Source organism: Hymenobacter terrenus (assembly GCF_000972495.1).
Lineage (GTDB): Bacteria > Bacteroidota > Bacteroidia > Cytophagales > Hymenobacteraceae > Hymenobacter > Hymenobacter terrenus.
The window spans coordinates 58,412-84,863 of the sequence record NZ_LATM01000013.1 but is presented as its reverse complement, the minus strand read 5'-3'; the positions used below and the strand labels follow the sequence as shown (position 1 = coordinate 84,863).

The window sequence follows — 26,452 nt, the reverse complement described above, 5'->3', positions numbered from 1 at the left end:
GCTACCCAAACCACTAGCTCCCCATGAACCTGACCCAACTATCGATTTCGCGGCCCATCCTCATCATCGTGCTGTTTCTGGTGCTGGGATTGGGCGGGCTGTTTGCCTACACCCAGCTGCGCTACGAGCTGCTGCCGGACATCTCCACGCCCTTCGTGACGGTGACCACCACCTGGCCCGGCGCCTCGCCGCAGGAGCTGGAAACCAGCGTAACCAAACCCATGGAAGACGCCGTGGCCGCCGCCAGCCGCGTGAAGCGCATCACCGCTCAAAGCCTGGAAAACGTGTCGGTGGTGACGGTCGAATTCCGGGTCGGCACCGACGTGGACCTGGCCCTGCAGGACTGCCAGCGGCGGGTGAACGAGCTGACGAGCACCCTGCCCGCGGGCGTGAAAGCCCCGGCCCTGAGCAAGTTCGCCCTCACCGACTTGCCGGTGCTGCGCCTGGCGGCCACCAGCCGGCTCTCGGCCGCCGACTTGGGCGAGCTGCTGAAAACGCGCATTCGGCCGCGGCTGGCGCAGGTGCCGGGCGTGGGCCAGCTCACGCTGGTGGGCCAAACCGAGCGCGAGGTGGAAGTGAACCTCGACCCCGAAAAGCTGCGCGCCCTGGATGTGTCGGTGCAGGGCGTGGTGGGGGCGTTGCAGGCGGCCAACCTCAACGTGCCGGCCGGCGCCCTCGACGCGGGCAGCAGCCGCTACGCCGTGCGGGTGCTGGGCAAGAGCGACGACCTCGCTGGCCTGCGCCAGGTGGTGGTGCGGGTGAGCGAAAACGGCCGCCAGGTGCGCCTGGGCGAGGTGGCCACGCTGCGCCTGGGCGAGAAGCCCATCGAAAACCTGAACCGCTTCAACGGGCAGGCGGCGGTGGGCCTGCTCGTCTCCAAGCAAAGCAGCGCCAACAACGTGGAGGTAAGCGAATTGGTGCGGGCCGAGCTGAAGGTAATCGAAGCCGAAAACAAGGCCAGCGGGCTGAAATTCCTGGTTGCGCAGGACGGCTCCGAGTTCACGCTGGCCGCCGCCGAAGCCGTGAACCACGACCTGATACTGGCCGTGGGGCTGGTGGCGCTGGTGATGTTCGTGTTTCTGCACTCGCTGCGCTCCTCGCTGATTGTGATGGTGGCCATTCCGGCCTCGCTGCTGACCACGTTCGGCGCCATGCTGCTCATGGATTTCACCCTAAACCTGCTCACATTGCTGGCCGTGAGCCTGGTGGTGGGCATCTTGGTCGACGACTCGATTGTGGTGCTCGAAAGCATTTACCACCAACTGGAGCAGGGCGTGGAAAAGCGCGAGGCAGCCCTGAAAGGGCGCATGACCATCGGCTTCGCGGCCCTGGCCGTGACGCTGGTCGACGTGGTGGTGTTCGTGCCGCTGTCGTTGGCGCCGGGCTTGGTGGGCGACTTGCTGCGGCAGTTTTCGCTGGTGGTCGTGGTGTCCACGATGGCTTCGCTGCTGGTTTCGTTCACCCTCACGCCCATGATTGCCGCCCGTTTTGGCAAGCTGGAAGACGTGCAGGCGCCGGGCGTGATGGGCGCTTTCGGGCGCTGGATTGAGCGGCAGTACGAGCGGCTGCAGGACGGCTACACCCAGCTATTGCAGTGGAGCCTGAACCACCGCCGCACGGTGTACGCGCTGGTGCTGGCCCTGTTTGTGGCGGCGGTGGCGCTGCCGGCGCTCGGGCTGGTGGGCGGCGCCTTCATGGCCCCCACCGACAAGGGGGAGGTGACGCTGGTGATGCAACTGCCCGAGGGCGCCACGCTGGCCGAAACCGACCGCGCCGCCCAGCAGGTCGAAGCCGCCCTGCGCCGCCGGCCCGAAGTGCGGCGCGTGTTCACCAACGTGGGCGCCAACCCCGACGGGCTGGTGGGGCTGTCGTCGACCAACACGGCCGAAATCAACATCACTTTCGTGCCCCAGAGCGAGCGGAAAGCCACCCTCACCGAGCTAGCCGCCGCCGTGAAGCAGGACGTGGCCAAGTTCCCCGGCCTTACGGCGCGGGTGTCGCCGATTGGCATCCTGGGCTCGGGCGACGGGGCTCCGGTGCAGCTCATCGTGAGCGGGGCCAACCGCGAGGAAGTGGAGCGCCACGCCGTCCGCATTTCCGACGCCCTGCGCCGCATTGCGGGCACCGCCGACGTGCGGGTGAGCGGCCAAAGCCGCCGCCCCGAAGTGCGCGTGGACCTCGACCGCGAAAAAGTGGCGCGCTTCGGGCTGACCACCGCCGAAGTGGGCGGCACCCTGCGCACGGCCCTCACCGGCTACGACGACCTGAAAGTGCAGCGCGGCGAGCAGAGCACCACGCTGCGGGTGCGGCTCGATTCCACGGCCCGCACCAGCCCCGAGCAGCTGGGCAAAGTGCCGGTCATCAACGCCCAAGGGCAGCTGCTGGAACTGGGCCAAGTGGCCCGGCTGCGCAGCGACTACGCCCGCGCCGTGCTCGAACGCAAGGACCGCGACAACGCCGTGACCGTGTTTGCGCAGGCCGTGGGCCGGCCGGTGGGCGACATCGGCAACGACCTGCGCACGGCCGTGGACCAGCTCCGCATTCCGCCCACCGTGCGCCTGGCCTACGCCGGCGACCTGGAATTGCAAGACGACGCCTTCGGGCCGCTGGCGGTGGTGTTTGGGGCGGCCATCCTGCTGATGTACCTCGTGATGGTGGCCCTCTACAACTCGTGGCTGTACCCGTTGGTGGTGCTTTTCTCGATTCCGGTGGCGCTGGTGGGGGCCTTGTTTGCCCTGGCCATCACCAACAATTCGCTCAACGTCTTCACCATCTTGGGCTTGATTATGATGCTGGGGCTGGTGGCCAAAAACGCCATCCTGCTCGTGGACCGGGCCAACCACAACCGCGACGAAGGCCAGGAGCTTCAAGCCGCCCTGCTCGAAGCCGGCACCACCCGCCTGCGCCCCATCCTGATGACGACGCTGGCCATGGTGTTCGGCATGCTCCCCATCGCCCTGAGCACCGCCCCCGGCGCCGAGCTGAAAACCGGCCTAGCCTGGACCCTGATTGGCGGCCTGAGCTCCTCGATGGTGCTGACGCTGGTGCTGGTGCCAGCCGTGTACTTCACCTTCGCCAAGCTGCAAACCACCCTCAGCAATTGGCTGGAAAAACGGCGCGGCACCCCCGCACTGGCAGCCGGCACGGCTACTATTTTGGTACTGATATTGAGCAGCTTGCCAGCTCGGGCCCAAGTGAACCCACCAGCTCAATCTGGGCAGCCAACTCCGGCCCAGGCAGCGCAAGCGGAAATGCCCTTGAGCCTGGCCGAAGCCCTGGCCCGCACCCGCAGCCAGAACGCAGCCGTGCAAGCCGCCCGCCTCGACGTGCAGCGCGGCGAGCTGCGCCGCCGCGAAGCCGCGGCTGCCGCGCTGCCCACGCTCAACGCCACCGGCCAGTACACCCGCAACTTCAAGGCGCCGGTGTTTTTCTTCCCGACCATCGCGCCCGACCCCGCCACCGGCGGGCTGGGCTTCTCGACCAGCGAATTTCAGGCGGTGGAAGCGGCGGCCAAAAACGCCTACTCCGGGGCCGTGAATGCGGCGCTGCCCCTCCTGCAGCCCGAACTGCGGGCGAACCGCCGCCTGGCCGCCACCGAGCTGACCATCAGCCAGGAGCGGCTGCGCGGCACCGAGGCCCAGCAAGTGGCCGACGTGAAACGGCTGTACCTGCGGGTGCTCCTGGCCCAGGCTCAGCAACGGGTGGCCCGCCAGAGCCTGGCTCATTACCAGGAACTGCTGCGCGAAGCCCGCGCCCGCCAGCGCGTGGGCCTGGCCACCGACGCCGACACGCTGCGGGCCTACGTGCGCGCCGTGGGCGTGCGCCCCACGCTCAGCCGCCTCGAACGCTCGGCCCTGGCCGCCCGCGCCGACCTGGCCACCCGCCTCGACCTGCCGCCCGGCACCCTGCCCGTGCTCACCGACACCTTGCTGCTGGCCTACCAGCCCACCGCCAGCCCCGCGCTGCCCGACGAAAACGCCGCGGTGGAGCGGGCCCTGAGCGGCCGCCCCGAGCTGCGCGAAGCCGAGCTGAACCAACGCCTGAGCCAGGAGCAAGTCGGGCTGGCCCGCACCCGCAGCTTGCCCACGCTGGCGCTATTTGGGCAGTACAGCACGGCCTCGCAGGCCCAGGACTTTCGGTTCCGGGACCAGCAATGGCCCAAGACGCTCTACGGCGGCTTGCAGCTCAACGTGCCGCTCTTCAACCCCACCACTCGCCTACGCACCCAGCAGGCCCAGGTGGCCGTGCGGCAGGCCGAGCAGCAGCGCCGCGCCCAGGCCACGCAAGTAGCCGCCGAAGCCCGCACGGCCGCCGCCACCCTCCGCGATACCCAGGAGCAGCTGGCCGCCCAGCAGCTCAGCGTAGGCGCCGCCGAACGGGCCTACCAGCTCACCCAAAGCCGCTGGCGCAAGGGCCTGGCCCGCTGGACCGACCTTACCAACGCCGAGGAAGACCTCACCCAGGCCCGCGCCAACCGCTTGCAGGCCCTCTACGACCTCCAAGCCGCGCAAGTGGAGCTGGAGCTGGCCACCGCGAGTGGTCTATAGGTAGAATCTCCTTTTTTCTTTTCACCTTTTCTCATTCATCATGCTAACTGTCTGGTTGCTCAATATTTTGCTTTCCTTCACTCCGGCCAACTTTACCGGTTATTGGCTCTCTGCCGACCAGGACGCAGTAGTCGAAATCACCCGCCAAGGCGACGTATATTCGGGCCGCTACGTGGCCTTCCGCAAAGACCCCAACAACCCCAAAAAGAAGGCGCAGCTCAATACCTACATCCTGAAAGGAATGAAGCCGGACGGCAACGACCTGACTGGCAAGGTGCTGGACCCCGACACGGGCAAGGACTACAACGCCACGCTGGTTCCCACCGGCGCCAACACCCTGGAACTGCGCGTGAAAGTGATGGGCCTGACGGCCCACAAAGAGGCCTGGACGCGCCAGCCCGGCCCCAAATAAGATTGCCGGGCCGGCCCTGGCGCTGCCAGATTAGCTGTTTGATTTACTCCATCCGACCAAGCCAGTGCGGCGGGTTCTCATGTCTTTAAACTGCATTTTCACGATGGCCTTTTCTTCAGTTTCCTTTGTCCCGATAGCCAGCCGGCTCGTGCCGGGGCTGGCCTTGCTGGCGCTGCCGCTGCTGGCGCCGGCCCAAACCACGCCGCCGGCCGAAGCCCCGCCCGCCCCGCTCTCCAAGCGCGGATTGACGGTGCTCAGCGGGTTTGCCGTGGGGCCTTCTCTGCCAGGCAGCGGCTTGCAGCATCAAGCGAAGACGGGTTTTGATGCCACGACCACGTTCGAGTTGAGCCTGAACCGGCCAGATTTTTTCCGGTTCCTATGGCTACGCATCACCCTCGATGCACTGCAACTACAGCTGGAACAGCAAGTGAAGGGGCCCAATGACTACCGCTACGACGTGTCGCTGAACGGGACCGTGGCCTCGGTGTTTGCCGACATTGGGTTCCGGCGGGAAATAGGCCGGTTTGCGCCGGGCATCTTCGTGGGCACGGGCGGCAGCTACGTGAGCTCAACCCAGGTGAAATCGGAACAAAACGGCCAACTGCTGAACCTGGGCCGGCCTTCCTTTATGACCTACGCCGTGCGCAGCGGGGTCACGCTAGAATACCTCCCGCCCAAGCGGCGCCTCATTCCCTACGTCGAGTTGACATGGGTTTCGCTTCCCGATGCGGTAATCAGCGGCCAGCAACTCCAGTTTTTCACGCCGCTGCTGGGCATGAAATTGCCCTTGTAAACCCGCTTGCTGATGGTGCCCTACAGCTTGCTTTAAAATAGCTCGAGAAAGTCCGTTGGCACAGTAACAATTTAATATCATTCTCATACTGGCGCGCGTTGGAAATGCGCGCCAGTATATGTTCCAAACCTTAAATTAATAGTTGATTTTAAATCAATATCCAAGTCGTCAGACTCCCCTCTCCTGGGGCTTCGCGCATCAAGCGAACCGGGACCGGGGTGAGGTTTACCGGCCGCACCGCAGCCATAAAAAAAAGTTGTAGTGGCGTAGGGGGAAAGAGTCGGCTAGGTATCTATTACCTGAAGCCAACCTCTCCGACATGATAAAACCATCCTTCTCGTTGCTACAGAGGTGACCACGCCACTGGCCACCACCTCCGAAACCGTGGCTGCTCACCGAATGTAGGCGCGGGCGGCCCAGTCAATGCCAGGGGCAGAGGTGCTGCCACCGCTGCTGAAACGAGGGCGCTGGTAGTCGCTGGGCATCTTGTCTGCGCCGCTTATTCCATCCTATTGAACGCGATGAAAGCTATTTTGCTGATAGCAGGGCTACTTATGGCCTTGGCTAGCCTGCCAGCCTTTGCCCAAACCGGGCCGCCCCTGACGGGCACCGTGCTGGATGGCAAAGCCAACGAAGGCGTGCCGGGAGCCAGCGTGTACTCGAAGCTGCGCCCGCAGAACGGCACCGCCACCGATGCCGAAGGCAAGTTTGTCCTGCGGCTGTCGGGGCTGCCGGCCGATACCCTGCTGGTTGTTTCCTGTGTCGGCTTTCAGACCCAAACCCTACGCTGGCGGCCGGGCCAGGGTTCCTTGCGGGTGCGGCTGCAAGCGGCTCAAACTGAGTTAGGCGAAGTAGTGGTGAAGCCCGGCGAAAACCCCGCCTACGCCATCATTCGCCGCGCTGTGGCCCGTAAGGAGCAAAACAGCATTGGGCACCTGCCGGCCTACGAGCTGACGGCCTACAACCGCCTGGAGCTGCTGCTCACCAATACCGGCGCCCTGCAAAACAGCCGCGCCCTGCGCCCCGTGCGCGAGCTGATGGAACGCCAGGGCCCCCGCTACCGCGACGCGCGCGGCCGCCTGCTGTTGCCCCTGAGCCGCACCGAAACCGTGTCGACCACCTACTACCGCCGCCAGCCGCGGGAGCAGAAAGAAGCCATTGCCCGCACCCGCACCGTGGGCCTTGGCCTGGAAGCCGGCGACGGCGTGGCTCAGCTACTGAGCGGCAGCGGCTTCCGCGACTACGACCTGTACCAGAACAGCGTGCGCATCCTCAACCAAAGTCTGCCCTCGCCCCTGGCCGACACCTGGCGGCTGCACTACGAGTTCTGGCTCGAAGACAGCGTGCGCATAGCCGGCGAGTTTTGCTACCGGCTGGGCGTGGAGCCGCGCCGGCCCACCGACTTGGTCTTCACGGGCACTATTTGGGTAACCAAGGCCGATTATGCCCTGCGGCGGGTCGATTTGCGCCTCTCGCCCAAGTCGCACCTCAACTTCGTGGATGGCCTGCGGCTGCGGCAGGAGGGCGAGCGCCAAGCCAACGGCACCTGGCTGGCCCGCACCGTGGACTACGCCATTGCTCTGAATCTGAAGGACCTGAGCGAGGCCCTACCCGGCGTGCGCATGCAGCTGCACACCGACAACCGCCGCCTGGCCGTTACCGAACCCCAGTCCAGCAGCTTTTACGCCGATGCCGCCCCGGAGCCAGACCGTAACACGGAAGCGGATACGGCATTTTGGCGGTCCTACCGGGCAGGAGCACCCGCCGCTCCGGCGCTGGCCGTGGTGCCGCCCGATTCTACCGCCACGCCAGTTGCAACGGCCCCGGCGGCCGATTCCCTGGATGGACCAACGACGAGCTATGGCTTGCTGGATTCGTTGCGGGCCCTGCCGGCCGTGCGCGCCTACACCTACGTGGGCCGCACCCTGGCTACCGGCTACGCCAGCCTGGGCAAAGTCGAACTGGGCTACCTCCCGGGCACCTACGCCTACAACAATATTGAGGGCTCCCGCCTGGCGCTGGGGTTGCGCACCACGCCCACCTTCAGCCGCAACCTGAACCTGGAGGGCACCCTGGCTTACGGTACCAAGGACCAGGCCCTCAAGTACAACCTAGCCGTGAGCCAAGTGCTGAGCCGCACCCGCTACACCGTGATAGGCGTGCGCACTCGTTCCGACTTGGTGCCCCTGGCTCAGTTGGGAGCCGGCTACGTGGCCACGCCCATTCTGCTGGCCCTGAACCGCTGGGGCAACCTGCGCCAGCGCAACCCCTTCGCCTTCGAGGAAACGACCCTCTGGCTGGAGCAGCTGCTGCGGCCGGGCCTGACTGGCAGCTTCACGCTGCGCAACCTGAACCTGGCGCCACTCTATCCCCGCGGAGTCTTGGTGAGCGAAGAGCCGGCCCTGGCATTTGGCACGGCCCGCACCATTCGGGCCGATGAGGCGACATTCAGCCTCCGATTCACCCGCAACGAACGGGCCGTGCTGCTACGCAACAACCAACGCCGCGCCCTGCGCCAACAACCCTCGCCTACCTTCACCGCAGCGGGCGTGCTGGGCCGCTTCGACGGCGGCACGGGCTACCAGAAACTGACCGCCGGGGTAGAGCAGCGGCAGTTTCCGGTGTTCGGCCTGGGGCTGGGCGACCTGACTTTTCAGGCGGGCTGGGTCTTTGGCACCACGCCCTACGCACTGCTGAAAGTGCACCAGGGCGGCGGGCCGGGGCCGTTTTTGTTCCGCGACGCCACCCAAACGCTGTCATCTTTTGAGCTGGTGAGCGACCATTGGGCCGAGTTGCACTACACGCACTATTTCAACGACCTCATCCTGGGCCAGCTACCCGGCGTGCGGGCTCTGAACCGCCGCCTCGGCTGGCGCCTGCTAGCCACCAGCAGCGTGCTCTGGGGCGGCTTGCGCTCCGAAAACGCCCGGGCCAACGAGCTGACTGCCGCCGATGGAAAAACCTACCTGCCCTTCCGCACCCTGCGCTCGGCCGTGCCCTACGTGGAGCTGGGCTACGGGGTGGAAAATATCTTCAAAGTGCTGCGCGTCGACTTCGTGCACCGGCTCACTTATCGCACGCCCGAAGCGGGGGCATCGCCATTTGATGGAGGACGGTTCGTGGTGAAGCTTTCGGGAGCTATCAAACTATAAGCAAGTCAGATGCCTACCATCATCCAAATCAAAAAGGGCGTGGTGAAGTCCCGCAAATTGGCAAAACCAAGGCCATCCGGCACCGACGAATATGCCTCTGGGCCAGGGGCTGCAATGGCACAAACGTTTCGGACGCCAATGCCGACGATTCGGCTTCAGTAGATGACGGTTCACACAAATTCTCATTGTGGCCGGCAGCTTCAGAGAGTCACTTTGGGACTGTTAATCGCCTCTCCACCATACTAAAAAATCAAGGCCATCGGGCTGAGTAGGGCCGTCTTACCAGTGGCTCAGTACCGAACCAACACATTTCACCTTCTTATCAACTCCCTCTTCGCTCGTATGACTTCAGCCACTGCTTTCGCTCCCCGGTCCTTGCAACAACAAGTACTGCGCATCATCGGCCAGCGCAAATCTCTCCGCGTGAGAAGTTTGCGTCTTAACCTGCGGCTAACCCAGCTCTATTTCGACCTGCTCGACGTCGTAGATATCATTCTAGAACTGGAGAGCTGTTTCCACATCACCATCCCTGATGATGTGCCGTTCGTCACCCTCGGCGACTTCGTGAACTACGTAGCCACTCACACCACGCCGCCCGCCAAGCGCTGAGCGCAACTTAGGTGGCTGACACTTCATCATTGATGCTTAAATACTCGTGCAGAAGTAGTCCGCCCGGTGTAGAGACGCGACCCTTCGCGTCTCGTCGTTGAACGATGACGGGCAAACGGCGCGGACGACGAGACGCGAAGGGTCGCGTCTCTACATCGCACTGGCCGCTTTCTGGCTAATACAACCAGCTTCTCAGAAAAAATACCCCAGCCGCACCAGCGGTAGCCGGTCTTCTTCGGAGATGCCATACATAGCCGACACCACGAGTTGCTGAAACGGGGCCAGCCACACGCCGCCGCCGTAGCCGCGATGCCAGGTGCTGGAGCTTTCGCCGGGTACCCACACCCGGCCCATATCATGGAAGCCGATGATGCCAAACGTGGCTGGAAACAGGTAGCTGCGGAACTGGCCCACTTGCAGGCGCACTTCGGCGTTGTTGTAGGCGCTCTGGCGACCGGCAAAGCGGGTGCGCCGGTAGCCGCGCAGGTTGCCGAGGCCATCGAGGGTAGCGGCCTGGAAAAACTCGTAGTCGCGGCTGAGCACTGCCGTGCCGCCGAAACGGGTGGCCAGCGTGAGGCGCACCGGGAAGCGGATGCTGCGATACAGGCCCAGCTCCGAAGTAAGCTGGGTGAGCGGGCGCGCGGCATTCGTAAGGCTTCCGATGGCCGTCAGCTCGGTGCGCCAGGTGGCGCCTTCCGGCAGCAAGAGCTTATTGGCGCGGCGGTCGAAGGAGAAGCCTACTTTGCCACCGGCGTAGTGTTTTTGCTCAAATAAAGTGGTGGGGAACAGGCGCTCATCGGTCGTTTCGACCAGAAACCGCTCGGCGGTGCGCTCCACTTCCACGCTTTGGTACAAGGGCCCGCCGTAGAACTGCCAATGGTCACCGAGCCGGCGCTGGAGCTGCGCGCCGAAGGCCAGGTTGCGGAAGCGCACACGGTAGTAACTAATGTTAATGTCGGGGTTGTAAGCGGACTTGTTGCCCAGCCCGAAGAAGTTGCGCACGTAGTTGGGCGCCTGCACGTCGGCTGTCAGCTGCACGTCGTAGCGCCCCACAACGTGGGTAAACTGGCCGGCGTAGGCAAATGAAAACGCGCCCGTACCCAAGGCCACGTTACCGGTAAGGCGCTGCGTACTGCCCCAAGGCTCTTTCCGGAAGCCAGGCCGCTTGGTCAAGATGCCCGCCCCCAAAAACACGCCGTCATCAGGGTTGTAAGCCAGCGGGTAAAGCGGGCCGGTATAGTTGTACTGAAACGCCCTACTGTTGTAGGCATTGATATTAGGCACTGTGGAGCGCAAGTCGCGGGTTTCGGGGCCGGCCGTCAGCTGCATGCCGTTGGGTTCGTCGTATACGCGGGTTTTGCGGGCACCGTGCCGCACGCGCGAGGCATCGACCAGACTATCGGCCCCCGCCCCGCCGATGATGCGCACGACGGGACCGCGCGAGGCCTCCCCACGCAGCTTGAATACATCGGCGCCATCCAAGCCGTAGAGGCGGATTTCGCGGGTTTCTTCAGGCTGAAAGGTGCGCTGGTACAGCACGCTCCCGCGCTGGCCAGTGGCCGATAGCGCTACCACGGTCACGCTGGTCTGGCCGGTTTCCCGGCGCTCCACCTCGAAGACTTCGCGCTGGTGGCTGCCCACCACGTCGACCTCGCGGGCCAGGAAGCGGTAGTATTGGTCGGCCCAGCCGGGCAGTTGCTCACGGTGGGCTTTCAGCTTGGCTAAGATAGTGGGGCCCGAAATATGGTATACCGAATCGGGCAGTTGACGCAGGGCCTGCGCCAGCACGACGTCGGTAAGGCTGGCCTGCACCGAGTCGGCCACGGCGCGCCAGTCCGCCGCACTCAACCTAGTCAGGAAGCTGCGGTCGAAGTACCGGGCCTGAAAATTGAAGCTGTTGACGTTGCGAAAGGTGTAATCAAAACCCTGAAACTTGGGCAGGCCCCAATCGACGCTGGCCCGACGTGGCACTAGGCCCTGATTCACAAAATAGGCTTGGTCGCGGTCGCGCGGAGCGGCCCGAAACACCCGCCCCCCCCCGGGCCGGCGGTAGGCCAGCCAGCGCCACTGGTCCTCGTGCCGGTCCCAGTCGGCCAGCATCATATCCAGCAGGCGGGCGCGCAGCACCTGGCGTTGGTCCACACGGTTGCGCGGGTCGGCCTGTAATTGGTCGAGCACGTCCTGGGTGCTGTAGGCTTTATTCTGCGGCCGGCCGGGCATCGTTGCCGGGGGCAGTGGGTCACGTTCTTCGAAAACGGCCAGAGTCCCGGCAAAAGCCTTGCGGTACGGCCCCAGGCGCGGGTCGTCGGGCACCAGCACCACCTGCGGCCGCGTGTGCGGCACACCGGCCGCTTCGGCCAAAATCGGCACCGTAAGCGCCGCGTAAGGGTGCGACGCTGAAATCTGGTCCTGCACCACACCAGCGGCCAACGTGTGTTGCAAGAACGTAGGCACGGCCCGGTCAACTTCCTTGCCGACGGAGCGTAGCACGTACTCACGGCCGTCGCCGCCGCGGAGTCGCAACGATTTGGTTTGCAGTCCCCCACCGCGCTTCAGCGGCGTAAGGCCGCCGTGGCTCGCGCCAAGGTCGAGCACTGGCACCGGCACCGGCTGCTCCCACTCGGCGCGGTAATTACGGCCCAGCAGCCAGCCCCGCAACGGGCCGGCGTGGTACTGTGCCCCGGCCCGCACCACGGCCATGCTATCGGCCCGGGGGCGGCTGGGAGCGGTGGTGGGCAGGGCCTGGCTGGCGGTAGTCGGCTCTACCCAGCCGCGCCGAAACAGGGTGGGCCCGGCCGCGCTGCACAGCGTCAGCGCCACACTGTCAGTCCGGCCATAGTCGAGCCGGGCAAAGCCGGTGGTACGGGCTGTGAACACCGCGTTGTGGCGCGGGGTGCGCCCGCCGGCAGCAGTGCCCGCTCCGCTAACAACGTAGTGAAGCTGATTGCCTTTTTCCAGGTATTCCAGGCTGCGCTCGTGCCCGCTGGCATAAGTCAGGTTGGGGTAGCGGTTGAGCACCGTAATCAGCGACTGACGAAATAGGCGCAGGCGGGGGTTGGGCAAAACCGCCTTCCACACGCTGTAGCCCGAACTGAACAGCGGGTGGTGACCAGCCACGAGTACGTGCTTGCCTTGGTTACGGCCCAGAATGTCATCAAGCTGAGTGACCACGGCGGACGGGTCCTGGGCTTCGCAGGCCGATTCTTCGGCGGGCTTGTCCCAGGCGTGCAGCCACCATTGAGTGTCGAGAACTACGAGCGTGTGCGTGGCGTCGAGGGGAATTTCAACCGGACCGGGGCAGCCACCTTCGGGCAGGAAGAAAGGACCGCGACCCACTTTTTCTTCCAGATAAGCGGCTTGCAGGCGTACCCGCTCCCACCCGCGCGACCTGCCGCCGGCCCATTCGGCCCCGCCGGGCACGCACACAATGCGGCCGGGGAAGGCGCGTAGCGCCGCTATCATCGGGGCCAGGGCCTGTTCCGCCGCCGCGCGACCACGCTCGCGCTCCCCAGGCAGGCCTGGTACCTTCAGATTATCCCCCAGCACCACCAACACGCTGGACTTTCCTACCGCGTTGGCCTGCGCCAGCAGCGTCGACCACACGTTCGGCGCCGTAGCGCTGCCCGCCGTTATTTCCGTACCACCAACCAGAAATACGGAGATGGCCGCCGGGGCAGGGGCTTGAGCCACCGCCGCCCAATTACCCAATACCAAGGTGGCCAGCGCCAGCCCCCGCAATACGGCGCGGACACCGCGGGATACCGCGGGCAATGGGGACCGGAGAGCGGGCCTTGCTCTTTTGAGATAAGCAAAACTAGGGACGTGCACGAGCATGTCAGCGGCAATATTACGATTTAATAAACACGGTCTTTAGTGGGCGGGCAACTCGGCAGCCATGAGCGACGCGTCGGGCCGCTGGGTACAGGCCCGCTCGCCGATACGGAAGGGCGCGCCGGGTCCAAGGGTAATTTCGACTGAAGCCGCGGCACCGGTCGGTGAAGCGGGGCTTACAACGCCCGTCACAACCCGTTCGGGCCGGCTAGCTACCCAAACGCGCACGGAGTCGCCGGGCTGGTAGCTAGCTTGGCCATCGGGCAATGAGTCAAGAATTACCACTAGATGGTTGCTCTTGGAAATACTGGTTACGACCGTCTTGGCCGTCACGTACTGCCCTTCGGCTATCTGGCGCTTGCCCAGAAACCCGCTGCGCGGCGCAATGATGAATGAGAAGTTGAACAGCTTGGCCAGCACGTCGCCCTGATGCACGTAGTCACCATCGGCAAAAGACACCCGCTTCACTCGCCCGGCAACGTGCGCGAGCAAGGGCTCTTCACCCCCGGCCCCAATCAAGCCCGTGACTACGGGCCCCGCGGCTTTGCGGCCAGAATCAATAGTAGTGGAAACCGGCGGTGCAGTGGCCAGCGCCGAGCCCTGAGAAGCACGTTGGCTCCACCAAGTACTGCCGAAGGCAATTAAGCCGATTAAACCCAGGCTGAGGGCTATTAATGGTAGCTTTTTCATCATATTGGGAGCTAGTGTTTCACAGACCCAACGGGCGGAGGCAACTCCGCGCCACTGGTAAGCGGGGCCATTATCGCGGGGGTAACAAAGGGGTCAGTCATAGGTTCGCTCCACGGCTTGGTTGTCGCCGGTGTGCAGTTCCCAGTAGGCTTCCGCGATGAGGTCAGGGTCGAAATGGGTGCCGGGCCGCACGCCGCCGCGAATGGTGACGGTGCCCACTTTCAGGGGCGTGTCGCGCAGCTCCTGGTGCAGCAGCGTGGCCAGCAGCCGAATACCCGTTTTGCCGAACGAAAGGGAAGTGGCGTGGTGGTCAGGATAATCGGCGATGCCCCCGCCGGTGAACAGCAGGGTGCCCCTGCCCTGGGCGCGCATAGCCGGCAACACCTGCTGAGCCGCCACTAGAGCACCCACTACGCTGACGTCAAAGTCCCGCAAAAACTGCTCGGGGCTGATGGCCGAAGGCGAGCCGGGCGAGTAAGCAGCGGCATTATACACTAGCACGGCGGCTGGGCCGTGGGTTTGCTCAATGGCGGCCAGCGTGGCTTTCAAGGCTTCGAAATCAGCAACATCTACGGGGTAAACGGCGGCCGTGGCGCCCTGGCCGCGCAGTTCCACGACGGCTAGCTGGAGCTTGTCAGCATTGCGGGCAACGAGCGCCACGGCGAAGCCCTCGCGGGCAAAGCGGCGGGCGACGGCCTGGCCCACACCAGGGCCGGCACCAATGAGAATGCAGAGCGGACTATTCATAGGTATCAGTAGGCAAAGTTACTGGTATAATATTTCAACCGCCTGCTTGGCGCGGGTGTGCACGTCCCAGAAGCAGTCGGCAATTTTGCCGGGGTCGAAACGGGTACCAGGTACGATCCAGCCGCAAATGGTGACCGTACCAACCTTGATGGGCGTGTCTTCCAACTCCTGATTCAGGAGGGTGGCCAGCAGGCGGATGCCCGCCTTACCCAGCGAGAGGGTCGCAAAGTCGACGCGCGGGTTATCGGCAAAGGAGCCGCCGGTGAACAGCAGGGTGCCCCGGCCCTGGGCGCGCATAGCCGGCAACACCTGCTGGGCCGCCACTAGCGCGCTCACTACGTCGACCCGAAAAGCCTCCGTGAACTGCGCGGGCGCAATGGTGCTGGCCATGCCCGTTTGGTAGCGTACGGCATTGTATACTAACACTTCCACTGGCCCGTACTCTTCACTGATTTGAGTCAGTAGAGCGCTTAGTGCCGGCAGGTCGGCAGCATCTACCTGGTAGGCAGCAGCCGCAAAGCCTTCCTGGCGCAGGTGCTGTTGCGTGAGTTGGGCGCACGCATCATTCAAATCGAGGAGCAGGATGCGAAACCCCTCACGGGCGAAGCGCCGGGCCACGGCCGCGCCCATGCCGGGCCCCGCGCCGATAATCAGGCAATTAGGAAGGTGTGACATCGCGGCTTGATGTAAAAAATGAGAGTGGTACTATTCGGCCCGCCGCGCTTCGGGGGTTCGGTTTTCTTCAGCGAAGAGAGATTCCCAATTTTTGAAGGGCAGCAGGTCGTAGTAAGTCGCGTCGAGCAGGCCGGCGCGCATCAGCGGCAGGGCCTGCATGTCGTGCGCCAAAGCGGCTACCGACTCGTACTCAAACACGTCGATAACGACGCCGGGCTGGCTCGTCATGTAGGTTTCCCGCAACTGGTCGGCGAGGTATTTCTGCCAGGCTAGGCGCTCTTCTTCGGCAATGAGCGGCAGCACTTGCTGCATGGGCACTCCTTCTTTTACTTTAAATATGGCGAGGATTTTCATGGGCTATTTGAGTTTGATGAATGATAAACTGGAAAAGCGGCTCTGCCCTGGCCACCCAATGAGGGACTTCGGACCAGGGGACTCGCCCTTCACTGAAATGCGACTTTTGCAGTCGTTTGCAAGCACTATTTTCTGCCTTCCATGACCACTCCCGACCGCTACGCGCCGCTCTCCAAGTTTCTGGCGGCGGTGAAGGGCAAGTACAAGCTGCCCATCCTTATTTACCTCAAGCATGGCCCGAAACGCTACTCGCAGGTGTACCGCCGACTGGCGGGCGTGAGCGAACGAATACTGAGCAAGCAGCTGCGGGAGTTGGAACAGGAAGGCATCCTGCTGAAAACCGTGACCGGCACCAAGGCCCCCCTGCGGGTGGAATATGCGCTGACGGCGCACGGCTTCACGCTCTGCGCCGTGGTGCAGCAGATGTGGGAGTGGGGCGAGCGGACGCTGGAAAAAGAGGCCGCGCAAGGGTGAATCCGGGCCAGCCAGATGCTTCCCTTTTTGTTCGTTATTGTCGGGCCAAAGGGGGCTTTCTAGTTTTGGCCGTACCTATTTTCCGCCCCCCTATGCTCCCCCACCCCGCCGCGCCCGGCCACTTCGCCGAGCTCAACATTGCCCGCATGCTGGTATCCTCGATTGAAGACCCCGTCATGGCCAGCTTCGTAGCCCAGCTGGATGCCATCAACGCCCTGGCCGAACGTAGTCCCGGTTTCGTGTGGCGCCTGAAAGACGACGCCGGCAACGCCACCAGCATGCAGCCCTACGACGATGAGCGCATCATCGTCAACCTGTCGGTGTGGGAAAGCGTGGAAACGATGCTGGCTTTCGCCTACCAATCGGCCCACGCCACAGTGTTGCGCAATCGCCAGCAGTGGTTCGAGCGCCTAGAGCAGCCGGCCGTGGTCATCTGGCCGGTAGCGCCCGGCCACCAGCCCACGCTGGCCGAAGCCAAAGCGCGCCTCGCCTTTCTGCAAGCCCACGGCGCTTCCGATTACGCCTTCGATTTTAAATACCGCCGGCCCCCGGCAAGACCTCAAACCGGGAACGGAACTGCTGAAGCAATCTAAGTGGTCGACTATGGCTAAGTGTACAAGGCAGTCATGCAGAGCGCAGCCGAAGCATCTCGCTCGGGGGCGTCTTCACGATTGAATTAGTGATGGCACGCGAGATGCTTCGCTGCGCTCTGCATGACGGCTGGGTGATGCGGTTACGTTTGCTTGGCTACTTAAAATCAACGAACTAGGCCGCTACAGGCACTTTGGCAGCAAACGCCGCCTTGTTTTCCTGGGCGAACTGCCGGAATGTGATGGGTGGCCGGCCGAGCAGGCGCTCGGTGTCGGGCGTGGGGGCCGCTACGTAGCCCAGGCGCGTGACGCGGTCCAGCTCTACAAAGGCATCAGCCATCCAGGCGGGCATTTGCTGCCCGGTCATGGCGGCTTTCATCTCGTCTTCGGTCAGGTTGTGGAAATGGATGGGGCGGCCCAGCACCTCGGAAAGCTGCGTGGCCAGGTCGGCATTCGAGAGCGACTCATTGCCAGTGAGCTCATAGCGCTTGCCCGCATGGCCCGGCTGCGTGAGCACGGCCACAGCGGCGCTGGCAATGTCGCGGGCGTCAATCAGGGCCGCCTGGCCCGTGTCGGCTGAAGAGTAGAACGTGTTACTGCTGGCAATGGAGCCGGCGTTACCCATAAAGTTCTGGTAGAAAGAAGCCGGTTGCAGAATGGTAAAATCCAGGCCGGAGTCTTCGACCAGCTGCTCCACAGCGTAGTGCCAGCGGCCCATGGTAATGGCCTCGGGCCCGGCCCCGCGCGCCGACGAGCGCACGAAATGCTTCACGCCGGCGGCCTTGGCGGCCTGCACGGCGTTACGGCCCAGGTCCACGAGGTTTTCCACGAAGGGCGTCACCGACAGGTATTTCTCCACACCATCGAAGGCTTTGGTCAGGGTTTGCGGCTGGCTCAGGTCGCCTTCCACCTGCTCGATGCCGGCTTGGTCGAGTGTGGCGTTGGGCTTGAGGTGGCGCACGAGCAGGCGCACGCGGTGGCCCAGCCGGGCCAGCTCCAACGCGGCGGGCTCGCCGATATTGCCGCTGGTAATCAAAAAGGTGCTCATGGAAAGTGAGTTAATAAAACAGGAAGTACAAAACAAAGAAAACCCCGCGCTCCGGGGCCGCAACGCCCGCCGCCGCAACCCGCAGGGGCCACAACGACGGGCGAAACTAACCGCGACGCTAGGCGTTCAGGTCAGCCCAGATGGTTTTGGTCTGGGTGTAGCTCTCGAAGGTTTCGATGCCGTGCTCGCGGCCGTAGCCCGACATCTTGTAGCCGCCAAAGGGCGAAGAGGGGTCGTACTGGTGCCAGGTGTTAATCCAGACCGTACCAGCTTCGATTTTCTCGGCCACGCGCAGGGCCTTGGTCAGGTCGCGGGTTTGCACGCCCGAAGCCAGACCGAATGGTGAGTCGTTGGCCAGGCGCACTGCGTCGGCCTCATCTTTAAAGGGCACCACGGCCAGCACCGGCCCGAAGATTTCCTCGCGGGCAATGCGGGCCTCGTTGGTGGTCACAAACACCGTAGGCTCAATGAAATAGCCTTTGCCGTTCACCTGTAAGGCCTTGCCGCCGGTGATGAGCTTGCCGCCGTCTTCGTGGCCGTACTCAATGTACTTCAGCACTTTCTCGTATTCGCCCTTACCCGACATCGGGCCCATGTCGACAGTCGGGTCGAACGGGTCACCGGTCTTGAGCTTCTCGGTGCGCACCTTGAGCTTGGCCACAAACTCGTCGAAGATAGACTCCTGCACCAGGCAGCGCGAGCCGGCCACGCACACCTCGCCCTTGTTCCAGAAGATGGCCAGCACGGCCAGCTCCACGGCGCGGTCCAGGTCGGCATCGGCAAAGACGATGTTGGGCGACTTGCCGCCCAGCTCCATGGTCAGGTGCTTCATGGTTTCGGCCCCACCGCGCATGATGCCCTGCCCGACCGGCGTCGAGCCAGTGAAGGCAATCTTGTCGATGAGCGGGCTCTTGGTCAGCGCGTCGCCCACGGCCCCGCCGGGACCGGTGACCAGGTTGTAGGAACCGGCCGGCATACCGGCTTCCTGCATGATTTTGGCCAGCGTTACGGCCGTGAGCGGAGTGAGCGAGGCGGGCTTGTGAATGAAGGTGTTACCGGCGGCCAGAGCCGGGGCAATCTTACTCACGGTCAGAATCAGCGGGAAGTTGTAGGGCGTGATGGCCGCCACCACGCCCAGCGGCTCGCGGCGGGTATAGGTGAGCAGGTGGTTGTTGCCGCCGATGCCTTCCGAGTTCTTCACCGAGCCGTCGAGCTTGGTGGCCCAGCCGGCGAAGTAACGGAACATGTTGGCAATGTGCGGAATGTCCACGTGAGTCACGTCGCGGTAGAGCTTGCCCATGTCGGTGCTTTCGCGGAAGGCCAGCTCGTCAGCGTAATGCTCAATGAGGTCGGCAATGCGGTACATGATTTTTGCGCGCTCTTTGCCTTTCATCTTGCCCCACTCGCCTTCGGCGAAGGCCTTGCGGGCGGCTTCGGCGGCGGCGTTGGCGTCGTCGGCCGTGCCCTGAGCCAGGTGGGTGATAACTTCTTCGGTGGCGGGGTTGGTGGTGGTGAAGGTTTTACCGTCCGATGAGTCGCGCCATACGCCGTTGATGAACAGCTGGCCCGGCTCAATCTTAATGGGCTGCAGTGCGCCGTTGGCGTGCTGCTCGGCCGGCTTGGGAACGGGACAGGTCTTGTGCCAGTCGTGTTGGGCTTTGCCGTGGCCGTTCTTCGACGGGGCGGGGCGGGTTGCAATCAGGTCTGCCATGATGGTTGGATTGGGAAAAATGGAAAAAGGTGAAAAATGAGGGCGGTCACCCGACCGGGTCAGCCGCCAGTTATGTTATTTGAAGCCGTAGTTGTGCCATTCGGCCAGCACTCTTTCCTGCACAGCCACGGGCCAGGCGCGCCGGAAATTGACCCGCTTGGGCAGGTCATCGCCCCACTCCTCGGGGGCCAGGCAGTTGTAAATCACCTTGGTGGTGTGCATCGACATCTTCTCCTCGGCCCTCAGAAAAGCCACCAGCGGATTGGTATTCTCGCTGCCGAACGCCACTTCGCCGGTCACGGGGCGGCAGCGGGTGGCGAAGGCCCACACCAGTTCCTTGGTGTTGCTGGGGTCCACGTCGTCGTTCACGAGCAGCAGCTTGGGCACACCCATGCCGGCCTTGGACGCGAACAGGATTTCGCCCACCCGCCGCACCAGCTCGTCGGTGTTGTAGCTTAGCGTGCTGCGCCAGTTATTGGGGAAAGTGATGGCGGCCCAGTGGTTGGCGCTTTCCAGCGGCAGCCAGGCCGAGGTGGCCGGAATGCCCTTTTCGCGCAACTCGGCCAGCAGCTCGGCGGCGTTCGGGATGCCCCAGGCGGTGTGGTCTTCCTCCACCGGCTCGCCAGCCACCGCGAAGGGCAGCACGGGGTCGTTGCGGAAGGTCAGGGCCGTGACGTGGTACACGGGCTGGAAGGCCCCTTCCCCACCCCAGGCGTAGCCGGCGTACTCGCCCATGGGCCCTTCCTTCACTTTTTCATCTTTTGACAAAAAGCCTTCGATGACGATTTCGGCCGTGGCGGGCACGTGCAGGTCCACCGTTTCGCAGGGCGTCACTTCCAGCCCCTCGCCGAAATAGCCGCCCAGGTAGTCGGCCTCGTTCACCCAGGCCGGCAGCGGCATACCACCCACGAACGGAATGGCCGGCTCGCCGCCCAGCACCAGGGCAAAGGGCATGTCCTGCCCCAGGTCCTTCCACATTTTATGAATCATGCCGATGTGCTGATTAGGCGCCACGATGCCGGTCATCGTGTTCCGGTCGAGCAGCATGATGCGGGCAATGGACCAGTTCGTCCACTGCTTATCGGGGCTTTGGGCTACGATGACGCCGTAGGTGTTGAGGTAGCGCCCGCCGTCGCCGTCGTGAATGAGCGGGGTGGGCAGGCGCAGCAAATCCACTTGCTCGCCGAGCAGCACGTTTTCTTTACACGGCCCGGTGGGCACCACCACCGGCGCGATGGGCGCCCGCAGCTTGCCAGCGGCCAGCGCTTCCACGATTTCGGGGCCGGTGGCGCGCGGCGGCAGACCCAGCGAAAGCGCGATGCGGGCCAGGTACAGGCCGGGCTGGCTGCTTACCCCGCCCGGCGCACTAAGCGCCCGGAAGCCCCGCTCGATGCCCTTGACGCGGTTGAAGAGCGGCGCCGGCGCACCCAGCTCGTAGCAGCGGCGGGCAATGGCACCCATTTCCAGGTGCCAGTCCACCTCTTGGTCGATTTCCTGGACTTCGCCGATTTCGTGTAGTGCAGCGAGGTATTCGCGCAGGCTTTTGAGATGGCGCGTGGGCCGCAGGGCGGCAGTTGGCCGGGAGGGAACGGTTTCAGTGACGAGGGTCATGGGGTTGGGCTTGAAGAAAAGACGGTGTGAAAAGGCAAGGCACGGGCTAGCCTGAGCCGAAAGGCTCTTGGTTAAAGGGTTTTCCAGCAGAAGTTTGAGTGCGCGGCGCTAGAGCTGCGCGGCGCTGTCGAAGCCGTTGGCGGCCTGCAGGGCTTTGCCCAGCATGCGGAGGCCATCGCCTTCGCCCCAGCGCTTCACAACGGCCGTGTCGATGTCGAATAAGTCGAGCACCCGGCCCACGGTGTGGTCCACCAAATCATCGATGGTTTGGGCGCCGGTGTAGAAAGCCGGCACGGGCGGGGCAATGATGGCCCCGTTTTCGGTGGCGGCCAGCATGCTTTTCAGGTGGCCGGCGTGAAGGGGCGTTTCGCGTACCAGCAGCACCAGGCGGCGGCGCTCCTTGAGCACCACATCGGCCGCGCGGGTGAGCAGGGAACTAGTGACGCCCGTGGCAATTTCCGAGAGCGTGCGAATGGAGCAGGGCGCCACCACCATGCCCATGGTTTTGAAGGAGCCGCTGGAAATGGCCGCTCCCACGTCGGTAATCGAATAACTCACATCCGCCAGGGCCCGCAGGTCTTTGGCCGACATTTCGGTTTCGTAAGCCCGCGTCATCTCGCCGGGCTTGGAAACCACCAGGTGGGTTTCGATGTCGGCCTCACGCAGCAGTTGCAGCAGGCGAATGGCGTACACCACGCCCGTCGCCCCGCTAATGCCCACGATGAGGCGCCGCCGTGGAGCGCGGTGGGCAGAGGTAGCCAGAACTTGGTCGGGAATAGGTGTAATTGCCATGAGTACAAGCGTTAGAAAATGATTTTATAAAAGGGCAAAGGCGTAGCCAGGCCCCGCATTTTGCAGGGGCGGCAGCATGAAGAAAACTCCAAGCCTACTTCAAGCAGAAAATTGATTTACTATTGCTTACACCTCCACATCGAGGGGTAAGTGGCCGATAACGGCATCCTTGAGCACGGGATACATCAGGTACTCAAAGGGAAAGTTGGTGCCGCTGACGATGTTGCTCACCACGCGGCCTTCTTGCAGGGTAAGAACGTGGACTTCCTTCATCTCAATCACCTCGTTGGTGGCCACGACACCGTAATAATCCCGCTTGAAGGCCACGACAGCCGTGAAGCGCACCACCACTTTGTTCTTCGTGGCAAACACCTCGTCAATCGTAAACTGGCGCACCGGGAAGGCCTCGGCGAAGCCGGCGAAAACCTGCTTATACTCTTCCACCCCCTCGATAGGTCCCTGTGGCTTGAGGCCGGTGAAAATCTGCACGTCCGGGTGCAGGCAAGCATCGAAAGCCGTCAGGTCAACCTTACCGATGCCCTCGTTCATATAGCGCAGCACCACTTCCAGGTTGCGCTTCTTGTCTGCCTTTGCCTGCTGTTGCTTGGCCTTTTTCCGGGCCTTCTTCTCTTCTTTAGGAGTTGCTTTCATCGTCATGTTTTATAGGGAAAATGGGCAGGGAAACCAGAACCATTTCGGCATGAGTATGCTAGTAGTGCGGACTTTTAGTCCGCGCGTAGCCGGGATTGTGTCGGCTCGTTCAGGCGCGGACTCGCAGAGTCCACGCTACATGCACATCCACTGTAGAACCGCTCTGGATGAATCTGTGCTACATGCTATCAGCCCCCGGGACGGCCGTCTGATTTACAGCGCAATGGCCGCCTGGTTTCGTAGCGCGGCGAGTAGCACTTGGGCAATTTTGGCGCTGCTGGCCGGGTTCTGGCCCGTAATCAGCTTACCGTCGCATTCCACATGCTCGGCTTTCACGGGGGCGGCAATGAAGGTAGCCCCCAGTTCCTTCAGTCGGTTCTCTAGGATGAAAGGAACGTCCTGGTCCAGGTGCGCGGCTATTTCTTCTTCGTAGGTGTAGGAAGTCAGGGTTTTGCCCTGCACCAGAGGCTGGCCATCGGCGGGGCGCTTGGCGCCCACCAGCCCGGCCGGGCCGTGGCACACGGCGACGATAAACTTGTCCTGCGCCTGAAAATCGTAGAGCAAGCGCTGCAAGTCAGCATTATCCGGCAGGTCGAACATGGGCCCGTGCCCGCCCGGCAGGAAAACAGCATCGTAGTCGGCGGCTTGCTGCCCAGCCAGCAGCAGCGTGTGACGCGACGCTTCCAGGGCCGATGCCCATTCCTGCTCCTGGGCTGCGGTGGGCGTGCTGCGCGGGTCGATAGGCATGGCGCCGCCCCTGGGGCTGGCCACGGTAAGCTGGGCCCCGGCCCGCTCAAATTCGAGGTAGGGCACGGCAAATTCCTCAAACCACACGCCCGTGGGCCGGGCATCATCGCCAAAACCCAATCGGTCGTGGCTGGTCGTTACAATCAGGATGCGCGGCATGGCTAAGCGGGCTGAGGAGTGGCTTGGAGGTTGATTTTGCTCATGATGACCACCGGCTCGTCGGGCTCGTCCTTAAACTCCAGCACGTCGTGGGTGGAGAAGAAGGAGACTTCGGAGGCGTGGTCCCGGCGCAGGCGGCGCAGGTGGGCCAGGCTCTGCAGGCGGGCAGCGTTGTCGTCGGCGGAGTGGGCGGCCGTGGCGTCCACGCGGCTGTGCTCATTCTGCACTTCCACGTAGCGGTAGTAGGTGTCGCCGGCGTGCAGCACCCAGCGGCCGTCCTGCTCAATGGCCACCCCAGCGTGGCCCAACGTATGCCCCTTCAGTGGAATAAACTGCACCGTCGAGCTAAAACCCAGGGCCAGAGGCCGGGCCTCCAGCCCAAACCAGTTTTGGCTACCGGGGCCGTGCGCGGCAAAGCGCGGGTTATGCTCGAACTGATTGTAGACGTAGCGCGGGTTTTTGTTGTGCAGGTTTTGCAGTTCTTCGGCCAGTAGGTGCACTTGGGCATTGGGAAAATCGCGCAGGCCGCCCGCATGGTCCACATCCACGTGAGTCATCAGGATGTGAGAGATGTCTTTAGGCGCGATGCCGATTTCGCGGAGCTGACTTACTGCCGCCAGCCGCTCATCAATGGTGAAGCCCCAGCCGTTGAGCAGGCCCGCGCCGAAGCGTTCCAGCGGGCGCTGCATTTCCAGCAGCCCCAGCCCCGCATCTACCAGGGCCAGGCCGTTGGTATCTTCCAAAATCAGGCAGTGGCAAATGGTAGTAGGGTTGTCGTCGGTCGGAATGGCGCGCATCCCGCCGAAATTGACGTGGTGAATTTTGGTGCTCATGGAGAAGGGATGAGGGAAAAGGGAGAAGAGAAAAACGGACTGAATCAGGGCTGAAAATTGGTACTCAACGACAAGGCTTCCTGAGCGGAAATGTCGCGCTCCACCTCCTTCAGCTTGCTGCGAATACCCTGCAAGGCGTCGGGGCCGAGCGGCAAGCGCAAGGGTGGCTCCGGCAGCTCCACGAGGGCCAGCAGGGCCTGCGCGGCGCGGGCGGGGTCGCCGGCCTGGCGGCCGTGAAAACCCTTGAGCCCTTGGCGGAGCCGGCCGCTGGTGGCGGCGTACTCCTTAATTTCGTGCGCCGCCCACACCATGGAGCGGCCGGCCCAGTCGGTACGGAAGCCGCCGGGCTCCACCAGCGTCACCCGAATACCGAGCGGGGCAACTTCCTGGGCCAGTGCTTCGGATAGGCCTTCCACCGCGAACTTGCTGGCGCTATATCCGCCCAGGCCCGGCGAGGCCCGCTGCCCAGCAATAGACGAGAAGTTGAGAATGTGCCCGCCCCCGGCCTGACGCAAGTGGGGCAGCGCCGCCCGCAGCACATTCCACACCCCAAACACGTTGGTTTCGAACTGCTGCCGAGCCTCGGCGTCGCTGATTTCCTCGATGGCGCCCTGCAAGCCATATCCCGCGTTGTTCACCAGCACGTCGATGACGTTAAAGCGGGTGATGGCCGCGGCAATGGCCACCTGCACCGAATCGGGCTTGGTCACGTCGAGGGCGAGGGTGAGCACCCGATGCGGCGCCTGGGCGACGAGGTCGGCAATAGTGCTCAGGCGGCGGGCCGTGGCTACCAGGTGGTCGCCGTGGGCAATGACGGCTTCCGCCAGAGCCCGTCCGAAGCCGGAAGAGCAGCCGGTGATAAACCAAACGCGTTTTTGCTTGGCCATGAGATAGATTTTTAGGTGGTAGTGGTTTGGGGAAGCAGCAGATACGCTGCCCAATTCCTGGGCAGCAATGAGTTTACTAATTGAACGGAGGCTGATAAGCTATGGTAGCTCTTCCAGAATGGTCACCAGCTCGGCCGGCTTGGCGAAGTAGGGACTGTGGCCCGATTCGAGGGTATAGACCTTGGCTACGGCGCCGCTGCTCACCATTTGCTTTTGCAGCGCGGTACCCACGCCCTGGTCGTGCAGGGTCTCGATGTAATACTTGGGCACCCGGCCAAAATTCGCCGCCGTCAGGGCCACCTGGGCTTGGAAGGGCGCGAGGGGCTCGGGCTTGTTGGTCGCGGCTACCAGTTTTTTAATGTCGTCGGAGCAGTCGCCCGCAAATACCTGCACCGCAATATCGGTGGGCAGGCTGGCTGTGGAATAGTCGGCGGCCAGCTTCAGGTTGGGCCCAATCAGGCTTTCCGAATCGCCGGCGCCCGACAGGTCCTGAATGCTCTGGCCATTTTGCGGCAGGTAAGCCGACAAGTACACCAACTTAGCCAGCTTGTCGGGAATTTGCTCGGCGACCTGCGAAATAACCATCCCGCCCATGCTGTGCCCTACCAACACTACTTGGCCCGCCTCGGCATTGATGTGGTCCACCACAGTCCTGACGTAGCTCTCGAACGTAACCTGAGCCGCTGGGGTGGGGTCGTCGCCGTGGCCAGGCAGGTCGAAGGTTATCACTTTGTGCCCCGCTTGCTCCAGCCGGGGCTTGACCAACTGCCATGCGTATTGACCAGCGAAGGCCCCATGAACCAGTACGTAGGTAAGTTTTCCGTTATTCATTGTGCATTTTTTGAGCTGAACGAAAGAGGTGAGATGATGTGGCGCCAACCAGTCAGCTTGACAAGACTGGGCTATCCTGGCAGTGGGGTAATGTCAAGCGCTGTGCCGAGACCGGCACCAATCAGCCTTTTCAAGCCAAAAACCGTCCTCAAACGCTCAAAAAAGGTCTTTTTGGACTTCGCCCCGACGAAAGTGAATGGCTCGGATTGGGCCAAAAACTCCGACAACTGAGTACATATTCACCGAATACCTACGAAAAATCGGAGTTTTTCTGTAGCGGCTCTCCAAGCCCTGCCTGGCTCGTTTAT

The 26,452-nt window shown here is 63.2% G+C and carries 21 protein-coding genes; 7 read left to right on the top strand and 14 right to left on the bottom strand.

The genetic code is table 11. The features are described 5' to 3' along the window. Window positions 1-23: 23 nt before the first annotated feature. The 5 genes from WX88_RS16060 (at window position 24) to WX88_RS16040 (ending at window position 9,513) form a co-directional block, all read left to right on the top strand. Window positions 24-4,547, top strand: coding sequence for an efflux RND transporter permease subunit (locus tag WX88_RS16060; protein ID WP_052732755.1), 4,524 nt, complete (start codon window positions 24-26; stop codon window positions 4,545-4,547). 40 nt (window positions 4,548-4,587) lie between these two features. Beyond that, entirely contained in the window at window positions 4,588-4,959 is a 372-nt protein-coding gene (locus WX88_RS16055) for a DUF2147 domain-containing protein (RefSeq protein ID WP_046245404.1), read from the top strand. A gap of 103 nt (window positions 4,960-5,062) precedes the next feature. Further along, the gene (locus WX88_RS16050) at window positions 5,063-5,752 is read left to right on the top strand and encodes a hypothetical protein (RefSeq protein WP_156176179.1); all 690 of its coding nucleotides are present in this window, start codon (window positions 5,063-5,065) and stop codon (window positions 5,750-5,752) included. A gap of 521 nt (window positions 5,753-6,273) precedes the next feature. Then, entirely contained in the window at window positions 6,274-8,904 is a 2,631-nt protein-coding gene (locus WX88_RS16045; RefSeq protein WP_082116079.1) for a DUF5686 and carboxypeptidase-like regulatory domain-containing protein, read from the top strand. A 342-nt stretch (window positions 8,905-9,246) separates the two neighbouring features. Then, the gene (locus tag WX88_RS16040) at window positions 9,247-9,513 is read left to right on the top strand and encodes an acyl carrier protein (protein WP_046245401.1); all 267 of its coding nucleotides are present in this window, start codon (window positions 9,247-9,249) and stop codon (window positions 9,511-9,513) included. A 192-nt stretch (window positions 9,514-9,705) separates the two neighbouring features. Here WX88_RS16040 and WX88_RS16035 read toward each other — a convergent pair whose 3' ends face one another. The 5 genes from WX88_RS16035 to WX88_RS16015 all read right to left on the bottom strand — a co-directional run bounded on the left by WX88_RS16035 (window position 9,706) and on the right by WX88_RS16015 (window position 15,810). Next, complete coding sequence (locus tag WX88_RS16035) at window positions 9,706-13,284, bottom strand: hypothetical protein (RefSeq protein WP_156176178.1); 3,579 nt, start codon at window positions 13,282-13,284, stop codon at window positions 9,706-9,708. A gap of 99 nt (window positions 13,285-13,383) precedes the next feature. Beyond that, entirely contained in the window at window positions 13,384-14,034 is a 651-nt protein-coding gene (locus tag WX88_RS16030) for a biotin/lipoyl-binding protein (protein ID WP_046245399.1), read from the bottom strand. A 93-nt stretch (window positions 14,035-14,127) separates the two neighbouring features. Beyond that, window positions 14,128-14,781: an SDR family NAD(P)-dependent oxidoreductase gene (locus WX88_RS16025; RefSeq protein WP_046245398.1), complete on the bottom strand. Its 654-nt coding sequence runs from the start codon at window positions 14,779-14,781 to the stop codon at window positions 14,128-14,130. An 18-nt stretch (window positions 14,782-14,799) separates the two neighbouring features. Beyond that, on the bottom strand, window positions 14,800-15,456 hold the full coding sequence (locus tag WX88_RS16020) for an SDR family NAD(P)-dependent oxidoreductase (RefSeq protein ID WP_046245397.1): 657 nt from the start codon (window positions 15,454-15,456) through the stop codon (window positions 14,800-14,802). A 30-nt stretch (window positions 15,457-15,486) separates the two neighbouring features. Then, on the bottom strand, window positions 15,487-15,810 hold the full coding sequence (locus tag WX88_RS16015) for a hypothetical protein (RefSeq protein ID WP_046245396.1): 324 nt from the start codon (window positions 15,808-15,810) through the stop codon (window positions 15,487-15,489). A 141-nt stretch (window positions 15,811-15,951) separates the two neighbouring features. Here WX88_RS16015 and WX88_RS16010 point away from each other — a divergent pair, with 141 nt between their 5' ends. Next, window positions 15,952-16,284: a winged helix-turn-helix transcriptional regulator gene (locus WX88_RS16010; protein WP_046245395.1), complete on the top strand. Its 333-nt coding sequence runs from the start codon at window positions 15,952-15,954 to the stop codon at window positions 16,282-16,284. Between the two features lie 92 nt (window positions 16,285-16,376). Next, window positions 16,377-16,877, top strand: a complete 501-nt coding sequence (locus tag WX88_RS16005; RefSeq protein WP_046245394.1) for a DUF3291 domain-containing protein — start codon at window positions 16,377-16,379, stop codon at window positions 16,875-16,877. 172 nt (window positions 16,878-17,049) lie between these two features. Here the strand turns inward: WX88_RS16005 and WX88_RS16000 are convergent, their stop codons facing one another. The 9 genes from WX88_RS16000 to WX88_RS15960 form a co-directional block, all read right to left on the bottom strand. After that, window positions 17,050-17,922, bottom strand: a complete 873-nt coding sequence (locus tag WX88_RS16000) for an SDR family oxidoreductase (RefSeq protein WP_052732753.1) — start codon at window positions 17,920-17,922, stop codon at window positions 17,050-17,052. Between the two features lie 118 nt (window positions 17,923-18,040). Continuing rightward, window positions 18,041-19,633, bottom strand: a complete 1,593-nt coding sequence (locus WX88_RS15995) for an aldehyde dehydrogenase family protein (protein ID WP_082116077.1) — start codon at window positions 19,631-19,633, stop codon at window positions 18,041-18,043. Window positions 19,634-19,708: 75 nt separating this feature from the next. Further along, window positions 19,709-21,244: a UbiD family decarboxylase gene (locus WX88_RS15990; RefSeq protein ID WP_052732752.1), complete on the bottom strand. Its 1,536-nt coding sequence runs from the start codon at window positions 21,242-21,244 to the stop codon at window positions 19,709-19,711. A 108-nt stretch (window positions 21,245-21,352) separates the two neighbouring features. Further along, entirely contained in the window at window positions 21,353-22,036 is a 684-nt protein-coding gene (locus tag WX88_RS15985) for a UbiX family flavin prenyltransferase (protein ID WP_046245393.1), read from the bottom strand. Window positions 22,037-22,162: 126 nt separating this feature from the next. Further along, window positions 22,163-22,687: an ester cyclase gene (locus tag WX88_RS15980; protein WP_052732751.1), complete on the bottom strand. Its 525-nt coding sequence runs from the start codon at window positions 22,685-22,687 to the stop codon at window positions 22,163-22,165. A gap of 213 nt (window positions 22,688-22,900) precedes the next feature. After that, complete coding sequence (locus WX88_RS15975; protein WP_046245392.1) at window positions 22,901-23,593, bottom strand: type 1 glutamine amidotransferase domain-containing protein; 693 nt, start codon at window positions 23,591-23,593, stop codon at window positions 22,901-22,903. Window positions 23,594-23,595: 2 nt separating this feature from the next. Beyond that, window positions 23,596-24,426 (bottom strand): MBL fold metallo-hydrolase, encoded by an 831-nt coding sequence (locus tag WX88_RS15970; protein ID WP_072053032.1) that lies wholly within the window; start codon window positions 24,424-24,426, stop codon window positions 23,596-23,598. A gap of 44 nt (window positions 24,427-24,470) precedes the next feature. Then, on the bottom strand, window positions 24,471-25,313 hold the full coding sequence (locus WX88_RS15965) for an oxidoreductase (RefSeq protein ID WP_046245391.1): 843 nt from the start codon (window positions 25,311-25,313) through the stop codon (window positions 24,471-24,473). A 99-nt stretch (window positions 25,314-25,412) separates the two neighbouring features. Beyond that, entirely contained in the window at window positions 25,413-26,144 is a 732-nt protein-coding gene (locus WX88_RS15960) for an alpha/beta fold hydrolase (RefSeq protein WP_046245390.1), read from the bottom strand. Between the last annotated feature and the right edge of the window lie 308 nt (window positions 26,145-26,452).

Coding starts and splice junctions, on each gene's coding strand:
- WX88_RS16060 (WP_052732755.1), top strand. CDS start 24: ATGAACCTGACCCAACTATCGATTTCGCGGCCCATCCTCATCATCGTG.
- WX88_RS16055 (WP_046245404.1), top strand. CDS start 4,588: ATGCTAACTGTCTGGTTGCTCAATATTTTGCTTTCCTTCACTCCGGCC.
- WX88_RS16050 (WP_156176179.1), top strand. CDS start 5,063: ATGGCCTTTTCTTCAGTTTCCTTTGTCCCGATAGCCAGCCGGCTCGTG.
- WX88_RS16045 (WP_082116079.1), top strand. CDS start 6,274: ATGAAAGCTATTTTGCTGATAGCAGGGCTACTTATGGCCTTGGCTAGC.
- WX88_RS16040 (WP_046245401.1), top strand. CDS start 9,247: ATGACTTCAGCCACTGCTTTCGCTCCCCGGTCCTTGCAACAACAAGTA.
- WX88_RS16030 (WP_046245399.1), bottom strand. CDS start 14,034: ATGAAAAAGCTACCATTAATAGCCCTCAGCCTGGGTTTAATCGGCTTA.
- WX88_RS16025 (WP_046245398.1), bottom strand. CDS start 14,781: ATGAATAGTCCGCTCTGCATTCTCATTGGTGCCGGCCCTGGTGTGGGC.
- WX88_RS16020 (WP_046245397.1), bottom strand. CDS start 15,456: ATGTCACACCTTCCTAATTGCCTGATTATCGGCGCGGGGCCCGGCATG.
- WX88_RS16015 (WP_046245396.1), bottom strand. CDS start 15,810: ATGAAAATCCTCGCCATATTTAAAGTAAAAGAAGGAGTGCCCATGCAG.
- WX88_RS16010 (WP_046245395.1), top strand. CDS start 15,952: ATGACCACTCCCGACCGCTACGCGCCGCTCTCCAAGTTTCTGGCGGCG.
- WX88_RS16005 (WP_046245394.1), top strand. CDS start 16,377: ATGCTCCCCCACCCCGCCGCGCCCGGCCACTTCGCCGAGCTCAACATT.
- WX88_RS16000 (WP_052732753.1), bottom strand. CDS start 17,922: ATGAGCACCTTTTTGATTACCAGCGGCAATATCGGCGAGCCCGCCGCG.
- WX88_RS15995 (WP_082116077.1), bottom strand. CDS start 19,633: ATGGCAGACCTGATTGCAACCCGCCCCGCCCCGTCGAAGAACGGCCAC.
- WX88_RS15990 (WP_052732752.1), bottom strand. CDS start 21,244: ATGACCCTCGTCACTGAAACCGTTCCCTCCCGGCCAACTGCCGCCCTG.
- WX88_RS15985 (WP_046245393.1), bottom strand. CDS start 22,036: ATGGCAATTACACCTATTCCCGACCAAGTTCTGGCTACCTCTGCCCAC.
- WX88_RS15980 (WP_052732751.1), bottom strand. CDS start 22,687: ATGAAAGCAACTCCTAAAGAAGAGAAGAAGGCCCGGAAAAAGGCCAAG.
- WX88_RS15975 (WP_046245392.1), bottom strand. CDS start 23,593: ATGCCGCGCATCCTGATTGTAACGACCAGCCACGACCGATTGGGTTTT.
- WX88_RS15970 (WP_072053032.1), bottom strand. CDS start 24,426: ATGAGCACCAAAATTCACCACGTCAATTTCGGCGGGATGCGCGCCATT.
- WX88_RS15965 (WP_046245391.1), bottom strand. CDS start 25,313: ATGGCCAAGCAAAAACGCGTTTGGTTTATCACCGGCTGCTCTTCCGGC.
- WX88_RS15960 (WP_046245390.1), bottom strand. CDS start 26,144: ATGAATAACGGAAAACTTACCTACGTACTGGTTCATGGGGCCTTCGCT.